The organism is Streptomyces sp. S6 (assembly GCF_054880855.1).
Genome location: NZ_JBTYMC010000045.1, coordinates 15,726 through 33,122, shown reverse-complemented (window position 1 = coordinate 33,122; position 17,397 = coordinate 15,726). Strand labels below are relative to the sequence as shown.

Genomic DNA, 17,397 nt, shown 5'->3' with positions numbered 1-17,397 from the left:
GGTACGGAGCCGGGGACCGGGCCCGCGCCGGGGCTGGGGACCAAGCCCGCTCCCGGTCCGGGGACCGAGTCCGCATCGGGCCTCGGCGCGGGTGCGGGCGCGCTGGACCTCGTCGGTTGAGCACTCGTCGTACGGCGGCGCCGTTCGGCGTGAGGTACCGGGGCCGGGGGTGAGGCTGGCGGGCTTGCCGTCCGTCGGTGGCCCGGCTCTGGCGCGCGGCTTCCACGCCGGTCCCTTCGGTCGGCCTGCCGTCTCACCCCCGGCCCTGGACACCCTCCCCCGGGTGACGTAGTGGCGGTCTGATTTCCGAAAGCGGGCACGCTGGAGCCTGTTTCGGGGCTCGGGCGAGGCTAGGGTGCCGCGCATGTGTGGAATCGTGGGATACGTAGGGAATCAGTCGGCGCTGGACGTCGTGATGGCCGGGCTGAAGCGGCTGGAGTACCGGGGGTACGACTCCTCGGGGGTCGCGGTGCTCGCGGACGGGGGGCTCGCCGCCGCCAAGCGCGCCGGGAAGCTCGTCAACCTGGAGAAGGAACTCGTCCAGCGGCCCCTGCCGGCCGGCGGGACGGGGATCGGGCACACGCGCTGGGCCACGCACGGCGGCCCCACCGACGCGAACGCCCACCCGCACCGCGACAACGCCGGCCGCGTCGCCGTCGTCCACAACGGGATCATCGAGAACTTCGCCCTCCTGCGCGCCGAACTCGCCGAGCGCGGGCACGCGTTGGAGTCGGAGACGGACACCGAGGTGGTCGCGCACCTGCTCGCCGAGGAGTACTCGGTGTGCGCGGACCTCGCGGAGGCGATGCGGAGCGTGTGCCGGCGGCTGGAGGGCGCGTTCACGCTGGTCGCGGTGCACGCGGACGAGCCGGACGTCGTCGTCGGCGCCCGGCGCAACTCGCCGCTGGTTGTCGGGGTCGGGGAGGGGGAGGCGTTCCTCGCGTCGGACGTCGCCGCGTTCATCGCGCACACGCGGTCCGCGCTGGAGCTGGGGCAGGACCAGGTGGTGGAGCTGCGGCGGGACGGGGTCACCGTCACCGGGTTCGACGGGGCGCCGGCGGACGTCCGCTCGTTCCACGTCGACTGGGACGCGTCCGCCGCCGAGAAGGGGGGTTACGACTACTTCATGCTCAAGGAGATCGCCGAGCAGCCGAAGGCGGTCGCCGACACGCTGCTGGGGCGTATCGACGAGGCGGGGTCGCTCGTCCTCGACGAAGTGCGCATCTCCGCCGCCGAGTTGAGGGAGGTCGGGAAGGTCGTCATCGTCGCCTGTGGGACCGCCTTCCACGCCGGGCTCATCGCGAAGTACGCGATCGAGCACTGGACGCGGATCCCCTGCGAGGTGGAGCTGGCGAGCGAGTTCCGGTACCGGGATCCGATCCTCGACGGGCGGTCGCTGGTGATCGCGATCTCGCAGTCCGGGGAGACCATGGACACGCTGATGGCGCTGCGGCACGCTCGGGAGCAGGGGTCGAAGGTGCTGGCCATCTGCAACACCAACGGGTCGACGATCCCCCGTGAGTCGGATGCGGTTCTGTACACGCACGCCGGGCCCGAGGTCGCCGTCGCCTCCACCAAGGCGTTCCTCACGCAGCTCGTCGCCTGCTATCTCGTCGCGCTGTACCTCGGGCAGGTGCGGGGGACGAAGTGGGGGGACGAGATCCGGGCCGTCGTCCGGGATCTCGCGGAGATCTCCGGGGAGGTGGAGCGGGTGCTGGAGACGATGGAGCCGGTGCGGGCGCTCGCGCGGTCGCTGGCCGACAAGAAGACGGTGCTGTTCCTCGGGCGGCATGTCGGGTACCCCGTCGCGCTGGAGGGGGCGCTCAAGTTGAAGGAGCTGGCCTACATGCACGCCGAGGGGTTCGCCGCCGGTGAGCTGAAGCACGGGCCCATCGCGCTCATCGAGGAGGATCTGCCGGTCGTCGTGGTCGTTCCCTCGCCCCGGGGGCGGTCCGTCCTCCACGACAAGATCGTCTCCAACATCCAGGAGATCCGGGCTCGGGGGGCGCGGACGATCGTCATCGCGGAGGAGGGGGACGAGGCGGTCGTCCCGTACGCCGACCATCTGATCCGGATTCCGGCCACGCCGACGTTGTTGCAGCCGCTGGTGGCGACTGTGCCGTTGCAGGTGTTCGCGTGTGAGTTGGCGGCGGCTCGGGGGAATGAGGTGGATCAGCCTCGGAACCTGGCTAAGTCGGTGACGGTGGAGTAGGGGGGAGGGGGGCGGGGGAGAGGGGAGGGGGCGCGGGTATTACGGGTATTACGGGGTGGCGGGTTGGGAGGGGAGGTACTACGGGGTGGCGGGTTGGGAGGGGAGGTACTACGGGTACTACGGGGTGGCGGGCCTCAGGCCGGGTTCGGGGCCGTTGCCGTCACGTTCCCCCACGCCCTCGGCAGTGCCTCCGCCACCTCGAACGCCGTCACCGGTGCCCCCGCTGCCGCGAGACGGCCCGCGAGGCCGTGCAGGTAGGCGCCGGCGCTGCCCGCGTCCCTCGCCGGGAGGCCGGACGCGAGGAGGGAGCCGGTGAGGCCGGAGAGGACGTCGCCGCTGCCGGCGGTGGCGAGCCAGGGGGTGCCGGTGGGGTTGACGCGGACGGGTCCCTCCGCGTCGGCGATGAGGGTCGTGGCGCCCTTGAGGAGGACGGTCGCGGCATAGCGTGCCGCCAACTCCCGTACCGCGTACAGGCGTTCCGCCTCCACCTGGTCCCTGGTGACGCCCAGGAGAGCCGCCGCCTCGCCCGCGTGCGGGGTGAGGAGCGTGGGGGCCGTGCGGCGGCGCACCGCCTCGGGGTCGGCCAGGCGCAGGCCGTCCGCGTCGATCAGGACGGGGACGTCGTCCATCGCCAGGATCTCCGCCACCGGGCCCGCGTCGTCGCCCGCGCCCGGACCCACCACCCACGACTGGACCCGGCCCGCGGTCCTCGGGGTGCCGTCCGAGACGAGGGTCTCCGGGAAGCGGGCCGGGACGGCGCCCTTCGCCGGGCCCACGTACCGCACGGCCCCCGCGCCGCCCCGCAGGGCGCCGGCCACCGCGAGGACCGCTGCGCCGGGGTAGCGGGTCGAACCGGCGGCGATGCCGACAACTCCCCGTCGGTACTTGTCACTTGACGCGCCGGGGGTGGGGAGCAGGGTGGCCACGTCGGCGTGCTGGAGCGCCTCTGCCTCCGGCGGGTTCGGGAGGGTCAGGCCGATGTCGACCAGCCGGACCACCCCCGCGTGTTCCCTCGCCGGGTCGATCAGGAGGGCCGGTTTGTGGGTGCCGAACGTGACTGTCAGGGTGGCGTGGACCGCTGGGCCGTGGACCTCGCCCGTGTCCGCGTCCACTCCACTGGGGAGGTCCACGGCGACGATGGGTGTGCGGTTGCGTTCCACCAGGTTCACGAGGTGGGCGGCGTTCTCTCTGAGACCGCCCTTGCCGCCGATGCCTACGATGCCGTCGACCACCAAGTCGGCCTGCTGGAGGGCGTGTTCGGCTTGAGCAGGGTCTGTTGTCCGGCCGCCCGCTCGGGTGAGGGCGTTCAGCGCGGGCTCGTGGACCCGGGCCGGCGAGAGCAGGATCGCGGTGACCCCCGCGCCGCGTTTCACCAGCCTCGCCCCCGCGTACAGGGCGTCTCCGCCGTTGTCTCCGCTGCCGATGAGGAGGACCACGCGTTTGCCGTACACCCTGCCCAGCAACTCCGCACAGGCTGTGGCCAGTCCGGCTGCGGCTCGTTGCATCAGGGCGCCTTCGGGGAGGCGGGACATGAGGGCGGCTTCGGCCTGGCGGACGGTGGTTACGCGGTGGGCGGTACGCATAGGTCCAGTGTGCAGTGGGGGAAGGGCCGGGGTGGGGAGGGGTGGGGCTGTGTGTGGCGGGGTGCGGGTGCGTTGTGGCTGGTCGCGCAGTTCCCCGCGCCCCTAAAAGATGGGGTGACGGTCGGCTTTTGGCTGTGGGTTGTCGCGCTCGCGCGGTGGTAGCCGCACATTGATGCAGTCCCGCGCCCCTAAAAGATGGGGTGCTGCTGTGTGCTTGGCTGCGGGTGCTTCGTGGTTTGTCGCGCCCGTGCGGTGGTGGCCGCAGATTCAATACAGCCCCGCGGCCTTAAGGAGCTGCCGCCATCGGCGGTTGCGGCGCGGCTGGCGGTGGCCTTCAGGGGCGTACAAGCCTGACGGCGATGAAGCACGGGGCCTGGTGGAGCTTGGTGTACGCCGGCTCGTCGAGTTCTCGGAGTTCGTGGGGCGGGCGGGGTTCGATGAGGCGTTCGAGGGTGAAGCCGGTGGTGAGTAGCTCGTTCAGGAATGTTTCCAGTGGCATGCGTTGGTAGTGGACCGCCAAGGGGCCCCCGGAGAGAGGGAGATCGACCCAGTCCTCGGAGTAGTAGGAGCCGCCGAAGTTCCGCCAGTCGGCGGTCGGGTGGGTCGTCGAGACCAGCAGCCACCCGCCGGGGCGGAGGACGCGACGCAGGTCGGCGAGGAGGCGTGGCCGGTCGGTGATGTGATGGAGCATCAGGGCGCAGACGACTCCGTCGAACGACGCGTCGGCGAGGAAGTCCAGCGGCTGCTCCGCGTCGTGCAGGTGCAACTCGGCGCGACCGCCCAGCCGTTCCCGCGCGTGAGTCAGTAGCGTGACGCTGCCGTCGATGCCGGTCACCTCGGCGCCGCGCGCCAAGAGTTCGGCGGCGTAGTGTCCGGCTCCGCAGCCGACGTCGAGGATCTTCAGGCCGGTGACGTCGCCTGCCAGGGCAAGCATCGCCGGGCGGTCGGTGTACGCGTTGTAGGGGCTGGTGTCGGCGTTCTTCGCGAACCAGTCGCCGACTTCGCCGTGGTAGGCGGTCTCTGCGGGCATCGGGACAGCATCGTGCCGGTGGCTGCGGATGGCCAGCGGATAAACCCTTTGCCTTTCCTCCCCGACTTCCCGTTACCATCCCCCCGATGACTACTCCTTCTCGTATGAGATCGGGGGCCCTGTCCGTTCAAGGTGAGTGCTGATGGCAGCTCACCTCACGGATGGCACCCTCTTCTGGTCGCGCGTACGGCGTTATGCCGTGCCGCTGGGGATGATCGCGACTGCTACGGCTCGCCGGGAGGCGGGGGACTGGGCCGGGGCCTGTGCTGCGGCGCGTGTGGATGTGGACCTCGATCTGGGGGCCGCGAAACGGGCGTACGGGGCGGGGCTGGTGGGCCGGGTCCGGTCGGATCTTCGACACTTCGCTCCTGATCTGCTGCGGTGGCACATGCCCCGCGTCGCGCCGGACGGTTTGCTGAGACCGGCGTCGACCGTGGCGCTCGCGCGGTACGACGTCGACGACGGGCGTTCTGTTCAGCTGGTCGTACGGACGCCGCCCGCCTGGGCCGACGCCGGTCAGCGGATCAGTCTCGCGCTGTGGGGCGGCGATCTCGCCGGGGACCTCCACGCTCGGCTCCACCCCCATCCGCACCCCAGCCGACGGTTCCGCCTCGACCTGCACCGGCATCTGTGGGATGCCCGCAGGGCGGGGGAGTTGGCGGGGCGGGCGGCAGTTGACGACCAGCACGCGACGCGGCGTTGGCCCGTCGAGGCGGCGCTGTTGCTGGCGGCGGAGGGGTTGCCGCCGGGTCCGGTGGAGGTGCGGACCGGCGCCGGGGGCAGAGTCGTGCTGGACACAAGGGAGTTGAGTGCGCAGCGGGAGGTGCGCTCCCCGGCGTCGTCCATGCCGCTGTGTGGATCCGGGCGCGAACTGGCCTTGCAGGGAACGGGGTTCGGCTTCGTCGGTGAACTCGCCGTGCACGAACCCGCGTTCACTCCCCGCCTCCCCCTCCTCCCCGACGCCTCCACCTGGCCCCTCCCCGATCTCGTGCTGCTCCGGCAGGGAGCGATCGAGGCCGGGGCCCTGCATCCGTTGGTCGCCGAGGCGTTGGTGCCGGGGGCTGTCCGGGGGCGGGAAGCTGTGCCGTCCGACGAGCATCGGTACGTCGACTGCCGGGGTGCCCGGCATCGGATCGGGCTGGTCGGCGGGGTGCTCTCGGCGTTGGATCATGATCCCGAACAGCTGCGCAGGGAACGGCTGTTGATGGAGTTGTCCGGGACGCCGGTGCCGTGTCTGCGGGTGATCGACGAGGCGCATCGGCGGCCGGAGTGTCTGGTCGGGGTGCGAGAGCGACTGGAGCACGGGGACGTCGCCGGTGCGCTGGCCGTCGTCGAGGAACTGCTGGGTCCGGAGGCCGTGTTGAGGGACGGGCCGTTGCGGGACGCCCTGGAGCGCGCGGCTGAGCGGAAGGTCGCGTATGGGGTGTACCGGGCCGGGCTGAGTGCGGGGGCGCCGGAGCGGACGCTCGACGCCTGGACCGGACGGCGTCGTCGCGCGCGGCGGTATGCGAAGCGGCCGGTGGCCAAGAAGTAGCAAGTCCTGTAGTTGTAGGGCCCTTTGTCGAGACTCTCTCCGAATGGTGATCACCCATGCCTGAAACCACTCAACTCTCCATCGCCGACGACCTGTTGAACCTCCTCTCCGACACCACGACCGAACCCCGCCCCGATATGCAGCTGGAGGCGCTGACGCTGGCCGTGGCCGCCGATCTGCCCGTCCTGTTGTGGGGTGAGCCGGGGATCGGGAAGACGGCTGCCCTGAACCAGCTCGCGGAGTCGCTCGGGCTGCCGTTGACGACCGTCATCGCGAGCGTGCACGAACCGTCCGACTTCTCCGGACTGCCGGTCATCGGGGACGACCCCGCCGTGCAGGGTGTGCCGATGGCTCCGCCGGACTGGGCCGTGCGGCTGGTGCGCGCCGGTCAAGGGCTGCTGTTCCTCGACGAGTTGTCGACGGCACCGCCCGCCGTGCAGGCCGCGCTGCTGCGGCTCGTGCTGGAGCGGCGGGTCGGGGCGCTGCGGCTGCCGCCCGGCGTGCGGATCGTGGCCGCCGCCAACCCCCGTGCCTCGGCGGCGGACGGCTGGGAGCTGAGCCCGCCGCTCGCCAACCGCTTCGTCCATCTCCAGTGGACGCACGACCACGACGTCGTCGTCCGGGGACTCGGCGGGGTGTGGCCGAGGGCCACGCTGCCCCGGCTCGACCCCGAGAAACTTGCCGGGGCCGTGGAGTACGCGCGGCGGGCGGTGTGCGGACTGCTGGAGGTGCGGCCGAAGTTGGTGCATCAACTGCCGAGCGCGGAGACGCGGCGGGGTGGAGCGTGGCCGTCGCCCCGGAGTTGGGAGATGGCGTTGCGGCTGATCGCGTTCGCGTCGGCTGCGGGGTCTTCGCGGGAGGTGCTGTCGTTCCTGGTCCGGGGGACCGTCGGGGACGGGCCGGGGCTCGAACTCCTCGCTTGTGTCGACCGGTTGGACCTGCCGGACCCGGAGGCGGTCCTCGCGGATCCGTCCGGTGTGGAGCTGCCCGCCCGGGGTGATCTGCGTCAGGCCGTGCTGGACGCCGTCGTCGAGGCGGTCCGGGCGCGGCCGAGCCGGGGGCGATGGGACTCCGCGTGGGCCGTTCTCGTCCGGGCGCTGGAGACGGGGGCGCCGGATCTGGTCGTCGTCCCGGCGATGACGTTGGCTTCGCTGCGGGAGGAGGAGTGGGAGGTGCCGGAAGCGGTCGAACGGCTGGCGGGGGTGGTGGAGTTGTCGCGGGGGGCGGATCGGGCGGCGGCCGTGGTGCGGGGCAAGGAGACGGCGGGGGTGGGGCGTTGAGGGGCGTCGAAGCAGGCAGTGCCTTTGGTGCAGGGGGTGTTGGGGGCGCCCCTGGGATCGAGAGCACCGGCGTCGTCCTCGACACCGACAAGCTCTACACCGCCCGACTCCAGGCCGTCCGGGCCCGCCCCTACCTCGCCTCCGCCCTCTTCGCCCTGAACGTCGTCGAGTCGCAGAGCGTGCCGACGATGGCCGTGGACGCGTACTGGCGGTGTTACGTCTCGCCGGGGTTCGTGGCGCGGACGCCGGTGGAGGAGTTGGCCGGGGTGTGGGTGCACGAGGTGTCGCACCTGCTCAGGGACCATCACGGGCGCGGCGACCGGGTCGCGAAGGAGCGGGGGCTCGACGGGGTCGGGGACCGGCTGCGGATGAACATCGCGGCGGACATGGAGATCAACGACGACATCTACGGGGACGGGTTGGCGCGGCCGACGGGGGTGGTCCTGCCGGAGCTGCTGCGGCTGGGGGACGGCCTCCTCATGGAGGAGTACCTGCGGAAGTTCCAACTCGGCCCGCATCTCGGCGACTTCATCTGGCTGGACTGCGGCAGCGGCTCCGACGGGCGGGTGCGCGGCTGGGACCTCGGCCCTGATGGCGCCGCCGGCCTCACCGAGCAGCAGCGGGACGCCGTACGGTTCCGGGTCGCCGAGGCGATCAAGGGGGCGCCGGGGAGTGTGCCGGACGGCTGGCAGCGGTGGGCCGAGCAGGCGTTCCACCCTCCGCAGCCGTGGCTGAAACTCCTCGGCGCGGCCCTGCGTTCGGCCGTCTCCGGGGCCGGTGCGGGCCAGGACTACAGCTACGGCCGTCCCGCCCGCCGCTCCACCGCCCTCCCCGGCGTCGTCCTGCCCAGCCTCCGCCGCCGGCCGCCCCGGGTCGCCGTCGTCATCGACACGTCCGGCTCGGTCAGCGACGCGGAACTCGGCAGCGCGTTGCTGGAGGTCGCCGCGATCACCCGGGCGGTCGGTGGGCGCCGTGACCTCGTCACCGTCGTCTCCTGCGACGCGGCGGCCCACGTCGCCGCGCCCCTCTGCCGCGCCGAGGACATCCCCTTGATCGGCGGTGGCGGCACCGACCTCCGCACCGGCTTCACCACCGCCCTCCGCACCCGCCCCGACGTCCTCGTCACCCTTACTGACGGCCAGACCCCGTGGCCACCGCCACCCCCTTGCCGCACGATCGTCGGCCTCTTTCCCCGTACAGGGCACGGGCGTTGGCGCGAGACGGATCCGACGTACGTGCCGGAGGCTCCGCCGGGGTGGGCGAAGGTGGTGGAGATCGGGTGAGGGGCCTTGGGTGGTGGGGCTGGGGAGGGCTTCGGGGCAGGTGACGGCGTGAGTTGTCAGGGCCGTGTCGGAGAGGGCCGGGGGTTTCGCGTGCTGCGGATGCGGCCGTCACGGCGCCCAACACCGCCCACCCCCCCCCGCCCCACTCCCGATCGCACCGCCCCCTACCCCGCCGCCTCCATCCCCGCCCCCTCCCTCGCCGCCCGCTCGACCTTCGCCCAGTACCCCGCCCGAGCCTCCTCGTCGACCGCGCCCGCATGCTCCGTCCGCATCCCGGTCCGCCCGTCGAGGCCCTCGCGGAGGATGTCGGCGTGTCCGGCGTGTCGGTTGGTCTCGCCGAGGACGTGGACGAGGACGGCGAAGAGGTTGGTGCTGGAGAAGGGTTCGGGCCACCACGGGATGTGGCCGGGGGCGTCGAGGGGAAGCGCGTCGATCGTGGCGTCCGCGTGGTCCCACGTGCGTCGGTAGAACGCGAGGACGTCCTCGCGGGTCTCGTCCCCGGCGGCCCACTGATCGCTGCCGTCGTGGTCCTGCCAGCGGCACAACGGCTCCGGCGACGGACGCCCGAAGACCTCGCCGAAGTACCTTGCCTCCACGGTCGCCACATGCTTGACCAGCCCGAGAAGATTCGTCCCGGTCACCGTCAACGGCCGGCGGACGTCGTACTCGGACAGCCCGTCGAGCTTCCAGAGCAGCGCCTCGCGGTCCCGCCGAAGCCGTCCGTGCAGGTTGCTCTTGGCGAATTCGTCGATCATGTGGGACGAGCCTGCCATCGGTGGCTCGGGGGCTCAAGCCCCCTCTGCGCGCCGGCGTCGGGCGCGTGCGGTTCGGCCCCGCGCCGTCAGCCGAGACGCGGGGTCCGTCCCTGGCCCACCACCCCGTACACCGAAAGCTCGGTACTTCCGATCAAGTAACACCCGAGGTCCGTCGTACCGGGAAGGCACGGCCCCGCATCCTGCCCCTGCGTGGTGAGCATCGTGTACCGGAGATAGCCGACGCCGTCGCCGGTACCCGGGGTCAACGCCACCGGCGTGGGTGTCAGCGTGCCCAGCGGGAACGCGCCCACCGCGGCGGTCGTCCAGGAAGTGCCGTCCGGAGAGGTCTCCACCCGGTAGTGGCCGGTGGCCATGGTGGGGAAGGGGATGCAGCTCGGCGACGGATCGACGACCATTTGCGCGATGTCGACCCGCGCCGCCAGCTTGAGGACGACCGTCCGCCCCTCGGGATCCGGTGTCGACAGCCACCCCACGACACGCGACTGGTCGATCAGCCCGCTCGGCCCGCACTGGGGGCTGAAGTCGGGCCCCGTGAAGCTGACGACGGAGCCGCCCCCGGCGGACGCGGCCCAGTTCCGGCGGAGTGCCCAGTCCTGGTTCAGCGTGTGGGACGGCACGGACAGCGTCCGCTGCTCGGGCTCGTACCCGGCGCCGTGGGCGGACACTTTCGGGTACGTGCCGGGCAGGATCCCGGTGAGGGTGTAGGTGCCGTCGGAGGCTGTGGTGGCGACGAGGCCGGAGCTGTGGCCGCCGAAGGAGATCGTGACGCCGTCGGCGGGTGCGCCGGAGACCTGGTCCGTGACCCTGCCGGTGAGCGTGCCGCGCGGTGTGTCCGCGGGCGGCGGTGTCGAGAAGTCCTCGGCCGGCTCGGTGTCGTCCCCGTCGGTCGCGGCGGCGAAGTAGCCCATGCCTCGGTGGGCGAAGACCTGCCAGATCTTCTTCTGGAGCTTCCCGCCGTCGATCACCAGGTCGGCCTGGAGGATCGAGTTGCGTTCGTCGAGGAAGGAGGGGTTGTCCGGGGACAGTTCCATGGCGCGGGTGACGAGCGACTCGGCCTTCGCGCCGCCGACGGCCCGGCGCAGGTCCCACAGGGTCTGCGCCCAGATCTCCCCGTCGTCGTGCGGCTCGGGGTATCCGCTGAGGCGGCCGTAGTCGCCGTACGTGTAGCCGCCGGAGCCGACCGGCGAGGTCCCCGGGCAGGCATCGGCGGGAGCGCCGACCGTGCAGTCCAGCGGCTCCGTACGGATCGTGCCGCCGCCGGTCCAGTACTTGCCGACCCGGACGTCACCGACGACCGCCGTGTCCTTCTCCAGCCCCTGGGCGACCAGGAAGTCCTCCGCGTACCAGTCGCTCCACCCCTCACCCATGGCCCGGGCCTGCGCACCCCGGAGTGTGGAGACCCCGCTGGTGTCGACCACGAGCCGGTTCGACAGTCCGTGTGTGTACTCGTGGTAGACAACGTCCGACTCGTCCCCGGAGTTCCTCGCGTAGGCACCGGAGGCCGGCCGCACGAGATACATCTGCATGCGCGGCGGCGTACCGTCCGGCGGCGTGGCCATGTTCGCGTTGTTGACGTGGTTGCCGTCGGGCAGACCCCCGGCCGTGTCCGCGCCGTCGTCCGACTCGCCCCGCACCGCGTCCCCGTCGGCCGCCTCGAAGTTCCCGGCGGCCCGGGTGAAGCCGATCGGCGGGGCGAGGAGGTGGTCGTGGAAGGTGCCGAGGAAGGTGAACATCTGGACGGCGTTCTGGGCGCGGTTGGTCCGCCAGGAACCGGCGGTTCCCGGGTCCCACGAGCACTTGGCCGCCGCCGAACAGGCCCCGCCGACGGTGCCGGTGAAGTCGGTGAACGGGTACTCGGCCGGGGCCGCTTCCTCCTGCGGGCCGGCGGCGCCGTCGTCGTCGACGTCGGAGTAGACGTGCGCGTTGTGGCCGTCGAGGCGCGTCGAGCCGTCCGGCAGCCAGGGGGCCAGATCCACCGGCCGCTGACTGCCGCCGGCCGCCGCGCCCGGGTAGTTGGCGAACGCCCGGCCGGTGTCGGCGGCCACGATGTTCTGCCGGAGGAGCACCCGGCCGTCGTCCGCGTCGACGACGTGGACGAAGCCGTCGCGGAGCAGGAGCGTCCGCCAGGCGAGCCGGGGCCCGGCGGCGGTCTGGAACCACACCTGCTCGACGTCGCCGCCGTCGCTGAACTCCGTCGTGTGCTGCGGTCCGTACGCGCCTGCGGTGGCTTTCGCCGGGGTGCCGGAGACGTCCTTGACGGCGATGTCGCGGGCGGCGGTGGCGGTGAGTGCGGCGCCGGTCGGGGCCGCCGGGAGGTGCCTGACGGGTGCGCCGTCCACCTGGAGGAGCCGGCCGTCCTTCGTCACGTGGGCCTTGAGGCCGTTGCCGAAGACGGGGACGCCGCCGGCGGTCTGGACGAAGCTGAGGTGGTGGGTGCCTTCGACGTCGACGTAGTCCTTGCGCAGGGTGAGAGCGGCTCGTGCGTCCGGGCCGAAGAGGTCGGGGTGGGCGTCGACGTAGGCGAGGGCGACGGCGGAGGGGTTCCGTTTGCTGGGGGCGGTCAGGAAGCCGTCCGTCCTGGCGATCAGGCGCGGGGTGCCGGTGGCGTCGTCGATGTCGACGACGGCCTGGACGCCGAGTTGGTCGCGCAGTTCGCGGACGGCGGCGGGTGCCGTGTTCGCGAACTGGCCCAGGGCGTCGCGGCTGTCGTAGTCGGTGCGGTGCAACTGCCGCTGCCAGTCGGGGATTTGGGTGGGTGCGGCTTGTGCGGTGGCCGACAGGAGGCCGGCCAGCAACGCGATGCCGGTGAGGGCCGCCGCTCTCGTCCGCTGCCTTGATGCCCGTATCAACTGTGCCCCTCTCCAACGGGCCCGGTTCAGCCCGGAGTTGGAGAGGGTGCCTCTGCCGGCCTGTCACCGCGCCCACCTGTGTGGCCCCGTTGACGGCCCATGCTCGCGGTGCCCGAAGGCCTTCAACTAGTCATGGGCATGCAGATTTTCGCCGTCCGATGTGCGGTTGTGTGACAACCGGCCGTGGTTCTACCGCCTGCCGCCCCGGTACAGCGCCACCGTCCCCGCCGCCAGCGGCAGCCACATCACCCACGCCGTCATGATGACGTCCGCCGTGTTGGTGCTGTCGGCGGTCATGACGGCCGACAGCAGCCCCCAGATCGCGGCGAGCGACCCGACGATCCACAGGGCGACGGTCCGGCCCGGGGAACTGCGGGCCGCCGGGGCGGCCGGCTGCCGGGACTGCGGCCGGGCCTGGGGCGCCGGGATGTTCGACGGGTCGCGGGGCGGGAGGTGGACGACGAGGTGGTAGGGGACGGCGGCGTCGATCGCGGCGATGCGGTCGGGGGTGACGCCTGTGTAGAGGGTCGGTTCGACGGTGACCGAGAAGCCGTCGTGGCCGGTGAGGGAGCGGTGGCCGTCGGGGCGGGTGGTCATGGCGGCGCAGGCCGCGTAGTGGACGGTGACGGGGCCGCCGGGGGTGGTGAGGGTGACGCCGTCCACGCCGATCGTCAGCGTGACGCCCTCGTTCGAGAGGTGCCGGTGGTGCGTGCCGCCCGTCACCGTCGCCGTCGTCGCCGAGTACTGCGGCGCCGCCGTGAACCCCGCCCAGTCGACGCCCCTCCCCGGCACCTGCATCAACGCGTCGGCCCAGGTCTGCTGGGCGACTTCGTGGACGTCCGCGAGGGTGACGGCGGCGAGTTCGGCGCGGTGCTCCTCGACCGAGCGGACGGGGTGGCCGAGCAGGAGGCTGAGGGCGTTGCCGGGGAGGTGGCCGGCGCCGGGGTCGTCGTACCGCTTCGAGAGGCGGGCGCGGGAGGAGTCCAGCTCCTGCTGGGAGATCGTGCCCGCGCGCAGCCGGGCCAGCGTGTCGACGAACCCGCCGACCACCGCGTCCTGCTTCTTCGGGAGGGCGTCGGCGTACGCGGTGATCGTGGCGTACGACGCGTCGCGCGGCGAGTAGTCCGCGTCCGCCTGGTACGAGTACCCGCCCTCCTGGCGCAGGTCGTGGAAGAGGGCGCGGCCGAAGAGGTCGGCGAAGACCATGGCGGCGGCGGAGCGGGGGACGACGGCGGACAGGACGACGTTCCCGTCGTCGCCGTGGATGTACGCGGGCGTCACCGGCAGCGCGCTCGTCGCGGGCGGCGCGGGGATGCGGGTGCCCGGCGGGAGGGTGAGGTCGAGACCGGCCGGGATGTGGTCGCCGGTGAGCCACAGGACGGCGTTGTCGCGGGTGAACCTCGTCTGGGCCCAGTACTGGACGGCGTCCGGCGTGAGGCTCCAGGTCCCCAGTTCGGAGTAACTCGTGAGGCCGTACCCCTGCGCCCCGTACCTCCACAGAGGGAGCTGCGAGGATCCCCCGCGTCCCGCCGCCTCCGTCCGCAGGATCTCCTTCTCGGTCTCCAGCCGCTCCAGCGGGAGTTCGCGCAGCGCCGCGCACACGCTGTTGAGGTAGGTGACGACCTCCTGCTCGGTGCCGGTGACGTGGAAGAGGGTGTAGGTGGTGGCGGTCGCCCCGTTGTAGTGCAGGTCGGAGAGGCCGAGGCGGTGCAGGGCGAGGTGTTCCACGAGGTGGGTGAGGCCGGCGGTGGCGAGGGTCTCGTCGGCGCGGCCGACGCGGAACATGAGGCCGGCGGTGATCTCACCCGTAGTACTCGCGGCGGGGCCTCCCGTGGTACCGGGGGCGTACAGCGTGGGTATCCCCTGGACGACGACGGTGTTCATCGGGCGACAGCCTCTCGCGCGGACTTGCTGAACTTGCGGAACGCGGCCTTCCCGTCACCGAGGTAGGCCCACGGGTGCTCGCTCGCCCGGTCGCCGAGTGCGGCGAAGTGCGGGGCCGCGTCGGCGTGGTGGCCGCCGAGGGAGAAGGCGAGGGCGAAGGTGCTGTGCGCGGCGACGGAGGACAGGTCGGGGCGGTACGCCGGGTGCCGCAGCGAGATGGCGGCGGCGTTGCGCAGGTCCTGGAGGACGTCCACCCCGCGCATGTAGGCCGCGCCCTGGCCGTCCAGCGACAGCCAGTGCTCGATGTGCGCGTCCGCGACGAGGACGCCGGTCATCGCGCCGTCCGGTGCCTGCCGGGTCGCCTCGACGGCGAAGCCGTGCGCCGCCTCCCAACTGCCGCCCCACTTCGGGCAGAGCTGCTGGAGGAGGGCCGCCTGGGCGCCGTACACGTGCGGGAAGTGGGCGCGGAGCCGGTCGTAACGGCGCCGGGCCTCGGTCTGGCCGAGTTCCAGGCCACGGGCCAGGGTGATCCGTACGTACCACGCGGGGGCGTACGCGGGCTGCTCCGCGCAGACCTGGATGAGGAGTTGCTCCGCCCGCCGCAGCCACGCGTGGAACTGGTCGAACTGGTCCCGCGAGACGTGCTTCGCGAGGGCGGCGCCGCGGATCTCCCAGCCGATCAGGATGTACCTCTTCGCGAGGATCGTCCTCGGGAGGGGGTCGGCGGGGAAGTCCTGCGCCGCCCGCTCCAGGAGCCGCTCGGAGCCGTCGATCCCCGCGACCGTGTTCATCCCGGTGATCAGATCGTCCACGGACCCCAGCCGCCCGAGGTGCGCGCGGACGCCCGCCCAGTCCCCCACAACCACCGCGTCCCGCAACGGAATCAGCTCGGGCGTGTGCTCGTACACGTCGAAACTCGGCCCCACGCCGCTCACTGTCTCTCCCCACCCCTGGCTGAATTCGTACGCATGTTTCAAGACGCCGCAGGTTAACAGGAGGCGGGGTGGAGATCCGGCGAGGGTTTACGGAGGAGGTGTTCATTCCGGCACCCCCTAAGGTGCTCGGCATGAGCATCATCGGCGTCGGCATCGACGTGGCCGCGATCGACCGCTTCGCGGCATCCCTCGAACGCACCCCCGGCCTCGCCGCCCGCCTCTTCCTCGACAGCGAACTGCTGCTCCCCACCGGCGAACGCCGAGGCCCCGCCTCCCTCGCCGCCCGCTTCGCCGCGAAGGAGGCCCTCGCCAAGGCCCTCGGCGCCCCCGGGGGGCTCCTGTGGACCGACGCGGAGATCTACGTCGAGGAGACCGGGCAGCCTCGGCTGCGGGTGCGGGGGAGCGTGGCGGCTCGGGCCGAGGCGCTGGGGGTGACTCGGTGGCATGTGTCGCTCAGCCATGACGCGGGGGTGGCTTCGGCGGTGGTGATCGCGGAGGGGTAGGGACATGCCGAGATCGAACTCCTGCGCGGGGCGCCACTTGGCCGCCCGGCCTGAAGCCCTTCGGAGACGCGCTGACCCACGCGTTTCCCGGCGCCCTCCTGGAACCGGCCTCGTCCTCGCTGCGGGGCGCTGTTCGCCCACTGGCTGCGGGACTCCTTCGTCCCGTCAGCCGCCGCCGTGCGGTTCATGAGCAGCGCGGTCATGGAGAACGGCAACGAGTCGCGGGGCTGAACAGCGGTGAAGGCGTCCGAGGCATGGGGTTTACTTCCTTTACCTGATCATTCACATCGACTCGCAGCGAGGAAACCGACATGGCGGACGGCACCGCGTCCAACGACAGCCCCGCGACTCTGTACGGTCCGGTCTCTCTCGTGCTCGGTCTGGTGGCCGCCGTCACCGCCGCCCTGTCCGGCTTCATCGGCATCGCGATCCCGCTGCTGACCGGCGCCCTCGCCGTCACCTTCGGCCTGCTCGGCCTCACCCGCAGGCTGAACCGCGGACTCAGCGCGGCCGGCGCGGCCACGGGGGCGGTGGGAGTTCTCTACCCGGTGTTCGTGGTCGCGCTGTTCATCTGACCCCGGTCGGCCCGGCCGCCGACTCATTGCGCGTACTCCGCGTTCCGGGTGACCCCTCAGCGAGCCCTCCCCGCCTCTCACCCCCCTACGCGGTCTGATCGCACGATGAACAGACGTAACGCAGCCACGGCCCTGGCCCTGGCGCTCGCAGTGCTGACCCCGGCCATGACGGCGGCTGCGGCCCCCGAGGACGAGCTCGTGCCCGGCGTGCGCCAGAGCGTGATCGTGGATACGCCGGACCAGCTGCTGGCGCCGAAGACGTACACGCCCAGCGCCGAAGAAGACGCCGTCGAGCCGAAAGGCGCCCCCCGCAACGCGTACGCGCTCGTCGAATACGTGCCTCTCGGAGAAGCCGTCGCCCGAGTCGGGTGCACCAGGAGAGCCGGGCCCTATCAGCGGCAGGTCGAGCGGTGGCTGAAGGTGAAGGTGGACGGGAAGCAGTCGGCGAAGGACTGTCAGGCGATCAAGGCGTTTCAGAAGAAGCAGAAGATCAGGCCTGCTATTGGATTTGCGGGGCCGGTTACCTGGAAGCAGATGCAATATCTTTCCGCGCGGAAGAATCCCAACTCGGCGAAGAAATGTCCCGTCAGGAATTACCGCGTCGCCTGTGTGGATCTCACCCGTCAGATCACGTGGGTGCAGAAAGGGAAGAAGGTCGTCTTCGGGCCTGTCTCCATGCGGAGCGGGAGAACCGCGCACCCCACCCGGACCGGATGGTTCAAAATCTACTGGCGGCACAAGAACCACTTCTCGACGCTCTATAAGACGCCGATGCCGTATGCGCAGTTCTTCAGCGGCGGGCAGGCGTTCCACGCGGTGTACGGGAGTATTCACACGACCGTCGGATCGATGGGGTGCGTCAATCTGACCGTGCCCGACGCGCGGAAGCTGTGGGGGGTCCTGAAGAAGGGCGACCGGGTGTACGTCTGGGGGAAGAGGCGGCTCTGAGAGAC

Annotated in this window: 13 protein-coding genes; 7 read left to right on the top strand and 6 right to left on the bottom strand. The window is 71.7% G+C overall.

From position 1 onward, the window contains the following. The first annotated feature begins 364 nt into the window (after positions 1-364). Positions 365-2,212 (top strand): glutamine--fructose-6-phosphate transaminase (isomerizing), encoded by a 1,848-nt coding sequence (gene glmS / locus ACVNF4_RS09360; protein ID WP_461802231.1) that lies wholly within the window; start codon positions 365-367, stop codon positions 2,210-2,212. A 134-nt stretch (positions 2,213-2,346) separates the two neighbouring features. Here glmS and ACVNF4_RS09355 read toward each other — a convergent pair whose 3' ends face one another. Further along, positions 2,347-3,795 carry an NAD(P)H-hydrate dehydratase gene (locus ACVNF4_RS09355; protein ID WP_461802230.1) on the bottom strand — a complete coding sequence of 483 codons (1,449 nt, stop codon included), beginning with the start codon at positions 3,793-3,795 and terminating at the stop codon, positions 2,347-2,349. Between the two features lie 334 nt (positions 3,796-4,129). Beyond that, a complete protein-coding gene (locus tag ACVNF4_RS09350; RefSeq protein WP_461802229.1) occupies positions 4,130-4,825 on the bottom strand; it encodes a class I SAM-dependent methyltransferase in 696 nt (231 codons plus the stop codon). Between the two features lie 142 nt (positions 4,826-4,967). Between ACVNF4_RS09350 and ACVNF4_RS09345 the strand changes: the two genes are divergently transcribed. The 3 genes from ACVNF4_RS09345 to ACVNF4_RS09335 are packed head-to-tail and all read left to right on the top strand — an operon-like array spanning position 4,968 to position 8,922. Then, the gene (locus ACVNF4_RS09345; RefSeq protein WP_461802228.1) at positions 4,968-6,359 is read left to right on the top strand and encodes a hypothetical protein; all 1,392 of its coding nucleotides are present in this window, start codon (positions 4,968-4,970) and stop codon (positions 6,357-6,359) included. 56 nt (positions 6,360-6,415) lie between these two features. After that, complete coding sequence (locus ACVNF4_RS09340) at positions 6,416-7,639, top strand: AAA family ATPase (RefSeq protein ID WP_461802227.1); 1,224 nt, start codon at positions 6,416-6,418, stop codon at positions 7,637-7,639. A gap of 56 nt (positions 7,640-7,695) precedes the next feature. Continuing rightward, positions 7,696-8,922 (top strand): vWA domain-containing protein, encoded by a 1,227-nt coding sequence (locus ACVNF4_RS09335; RefSeq protein WP_461802234.1) that lies wholly within the window; start codon positions 7,696-7,698, stop codon positions 8,920-8,922. A 164-nt stretch (positions 8,923-9,086) separates the two neighbouring features. On the opposite strand, the gene ACVNF4_RS09330 is transcribed toward ACVNF4_RS09335, so the two are convergent. From ACVNF4_RS09330 to ACVNF4_RS09315, 4 genes are all read right to left on the bottom strand, one after another. Beyond that, on the bottom strand, positions 9,087-9,677 hold the full coding sequence (locus ACVNF4_RS09330; protein WP_461802226.1) for a DinB family protein: 591 nt from the start codon (positions 9,675-9,677) through the stop codon (positions 9,087-9,089). Between the two features lie 86 nt (positions 9,678-9,763). After that, on the bottom strand, positions 9,764-12,547 hold the full coding sequence (locus ACVNF4_RS09325; RefSeq protein ID WP_461802225.1) for a M36 family metallopeptidase: 2,784 nt from the start codon (positions 12,545-12,547) through the stop codon (positions 9,764-9,766). A 189-nt stretch (positions 12,548-12,736) separates the two neighbouring features. Beyond that, positions 12,737-14,431 (bottom strand): M16 family metallopeptidase, encoded by a 1,695-nt coding sequence (locus ACVNF4_RS09320; RefSeq protein WP_461802224.1) that lies wholly within the window; start codon positions 14,429-14,431, stop codon positions 12,737-12,739. Further along, positions 14,428-15,357: a hypothetical protein gene (locus ACVNF4_RS09315; protein WP_461802223.1), complete on the bottom strand. Its 930-nt coding sequence runs from the start codon at positions 15,355-15,357 to the stop codon at positions 14,428-14,430. Before ACVNF4_RS09315 ends, ACVNF4_RS09320 begins: the two co-directional genes overlap by 4 nt. A gap of 140 nt (positions 15,358-15,497) precedes the next feature. Between ACVNF4_RS09315 and ACVNF4_RS09310 the strand changes: the two genes are divergently transcribed. The 3 genes from ACVNF4_RS09310 (at position 15,498) to ACVNF4_RS09300 (ending at position 17,392) form a co-directional block, all read left to right on the top strand. After that, complete coding sequence (locus ACVNF4_RS09310; RefSeq protein WP_461802222.1) at positions 15,498-15,869, top strand: holo-ACP synthase; 372 nt, start codon at positions 15,498-15,500, stop codon at positions 15,867-15,869. A gap of 311 nt (positions 15,870-16,180) precedes the next feature. Then, positions 16,181-16,444 carry a hypothetical protein gene (locus ACVNF4_RS09305; RefSeq protein ID WP_461802221.1) on the top strand — a complete coding sequence of 88 codons (264 nt, stop codon included), beginning with the start codon at positions 16,181-16,183 and terminating at the stop codon, positions 16,442-16,444. 105 nt (positions 16,445-16,549) lie between these two features. Further along, positions 16,550-17,392 carry a L,D-transpeptidase family protein gene (locus ACVNF4_RS09300; RefSeq protein ID WP_461802220.1) on the top strand — a complete coding sequence of 281 codons (843 nt, stop codon included), beginning with the start codon at positions 16,550-16,552 and terminating at the stop codon, positions 17,390-17,392. Positions 17,393-17,397: the final 5 nt, after the last annotated feature.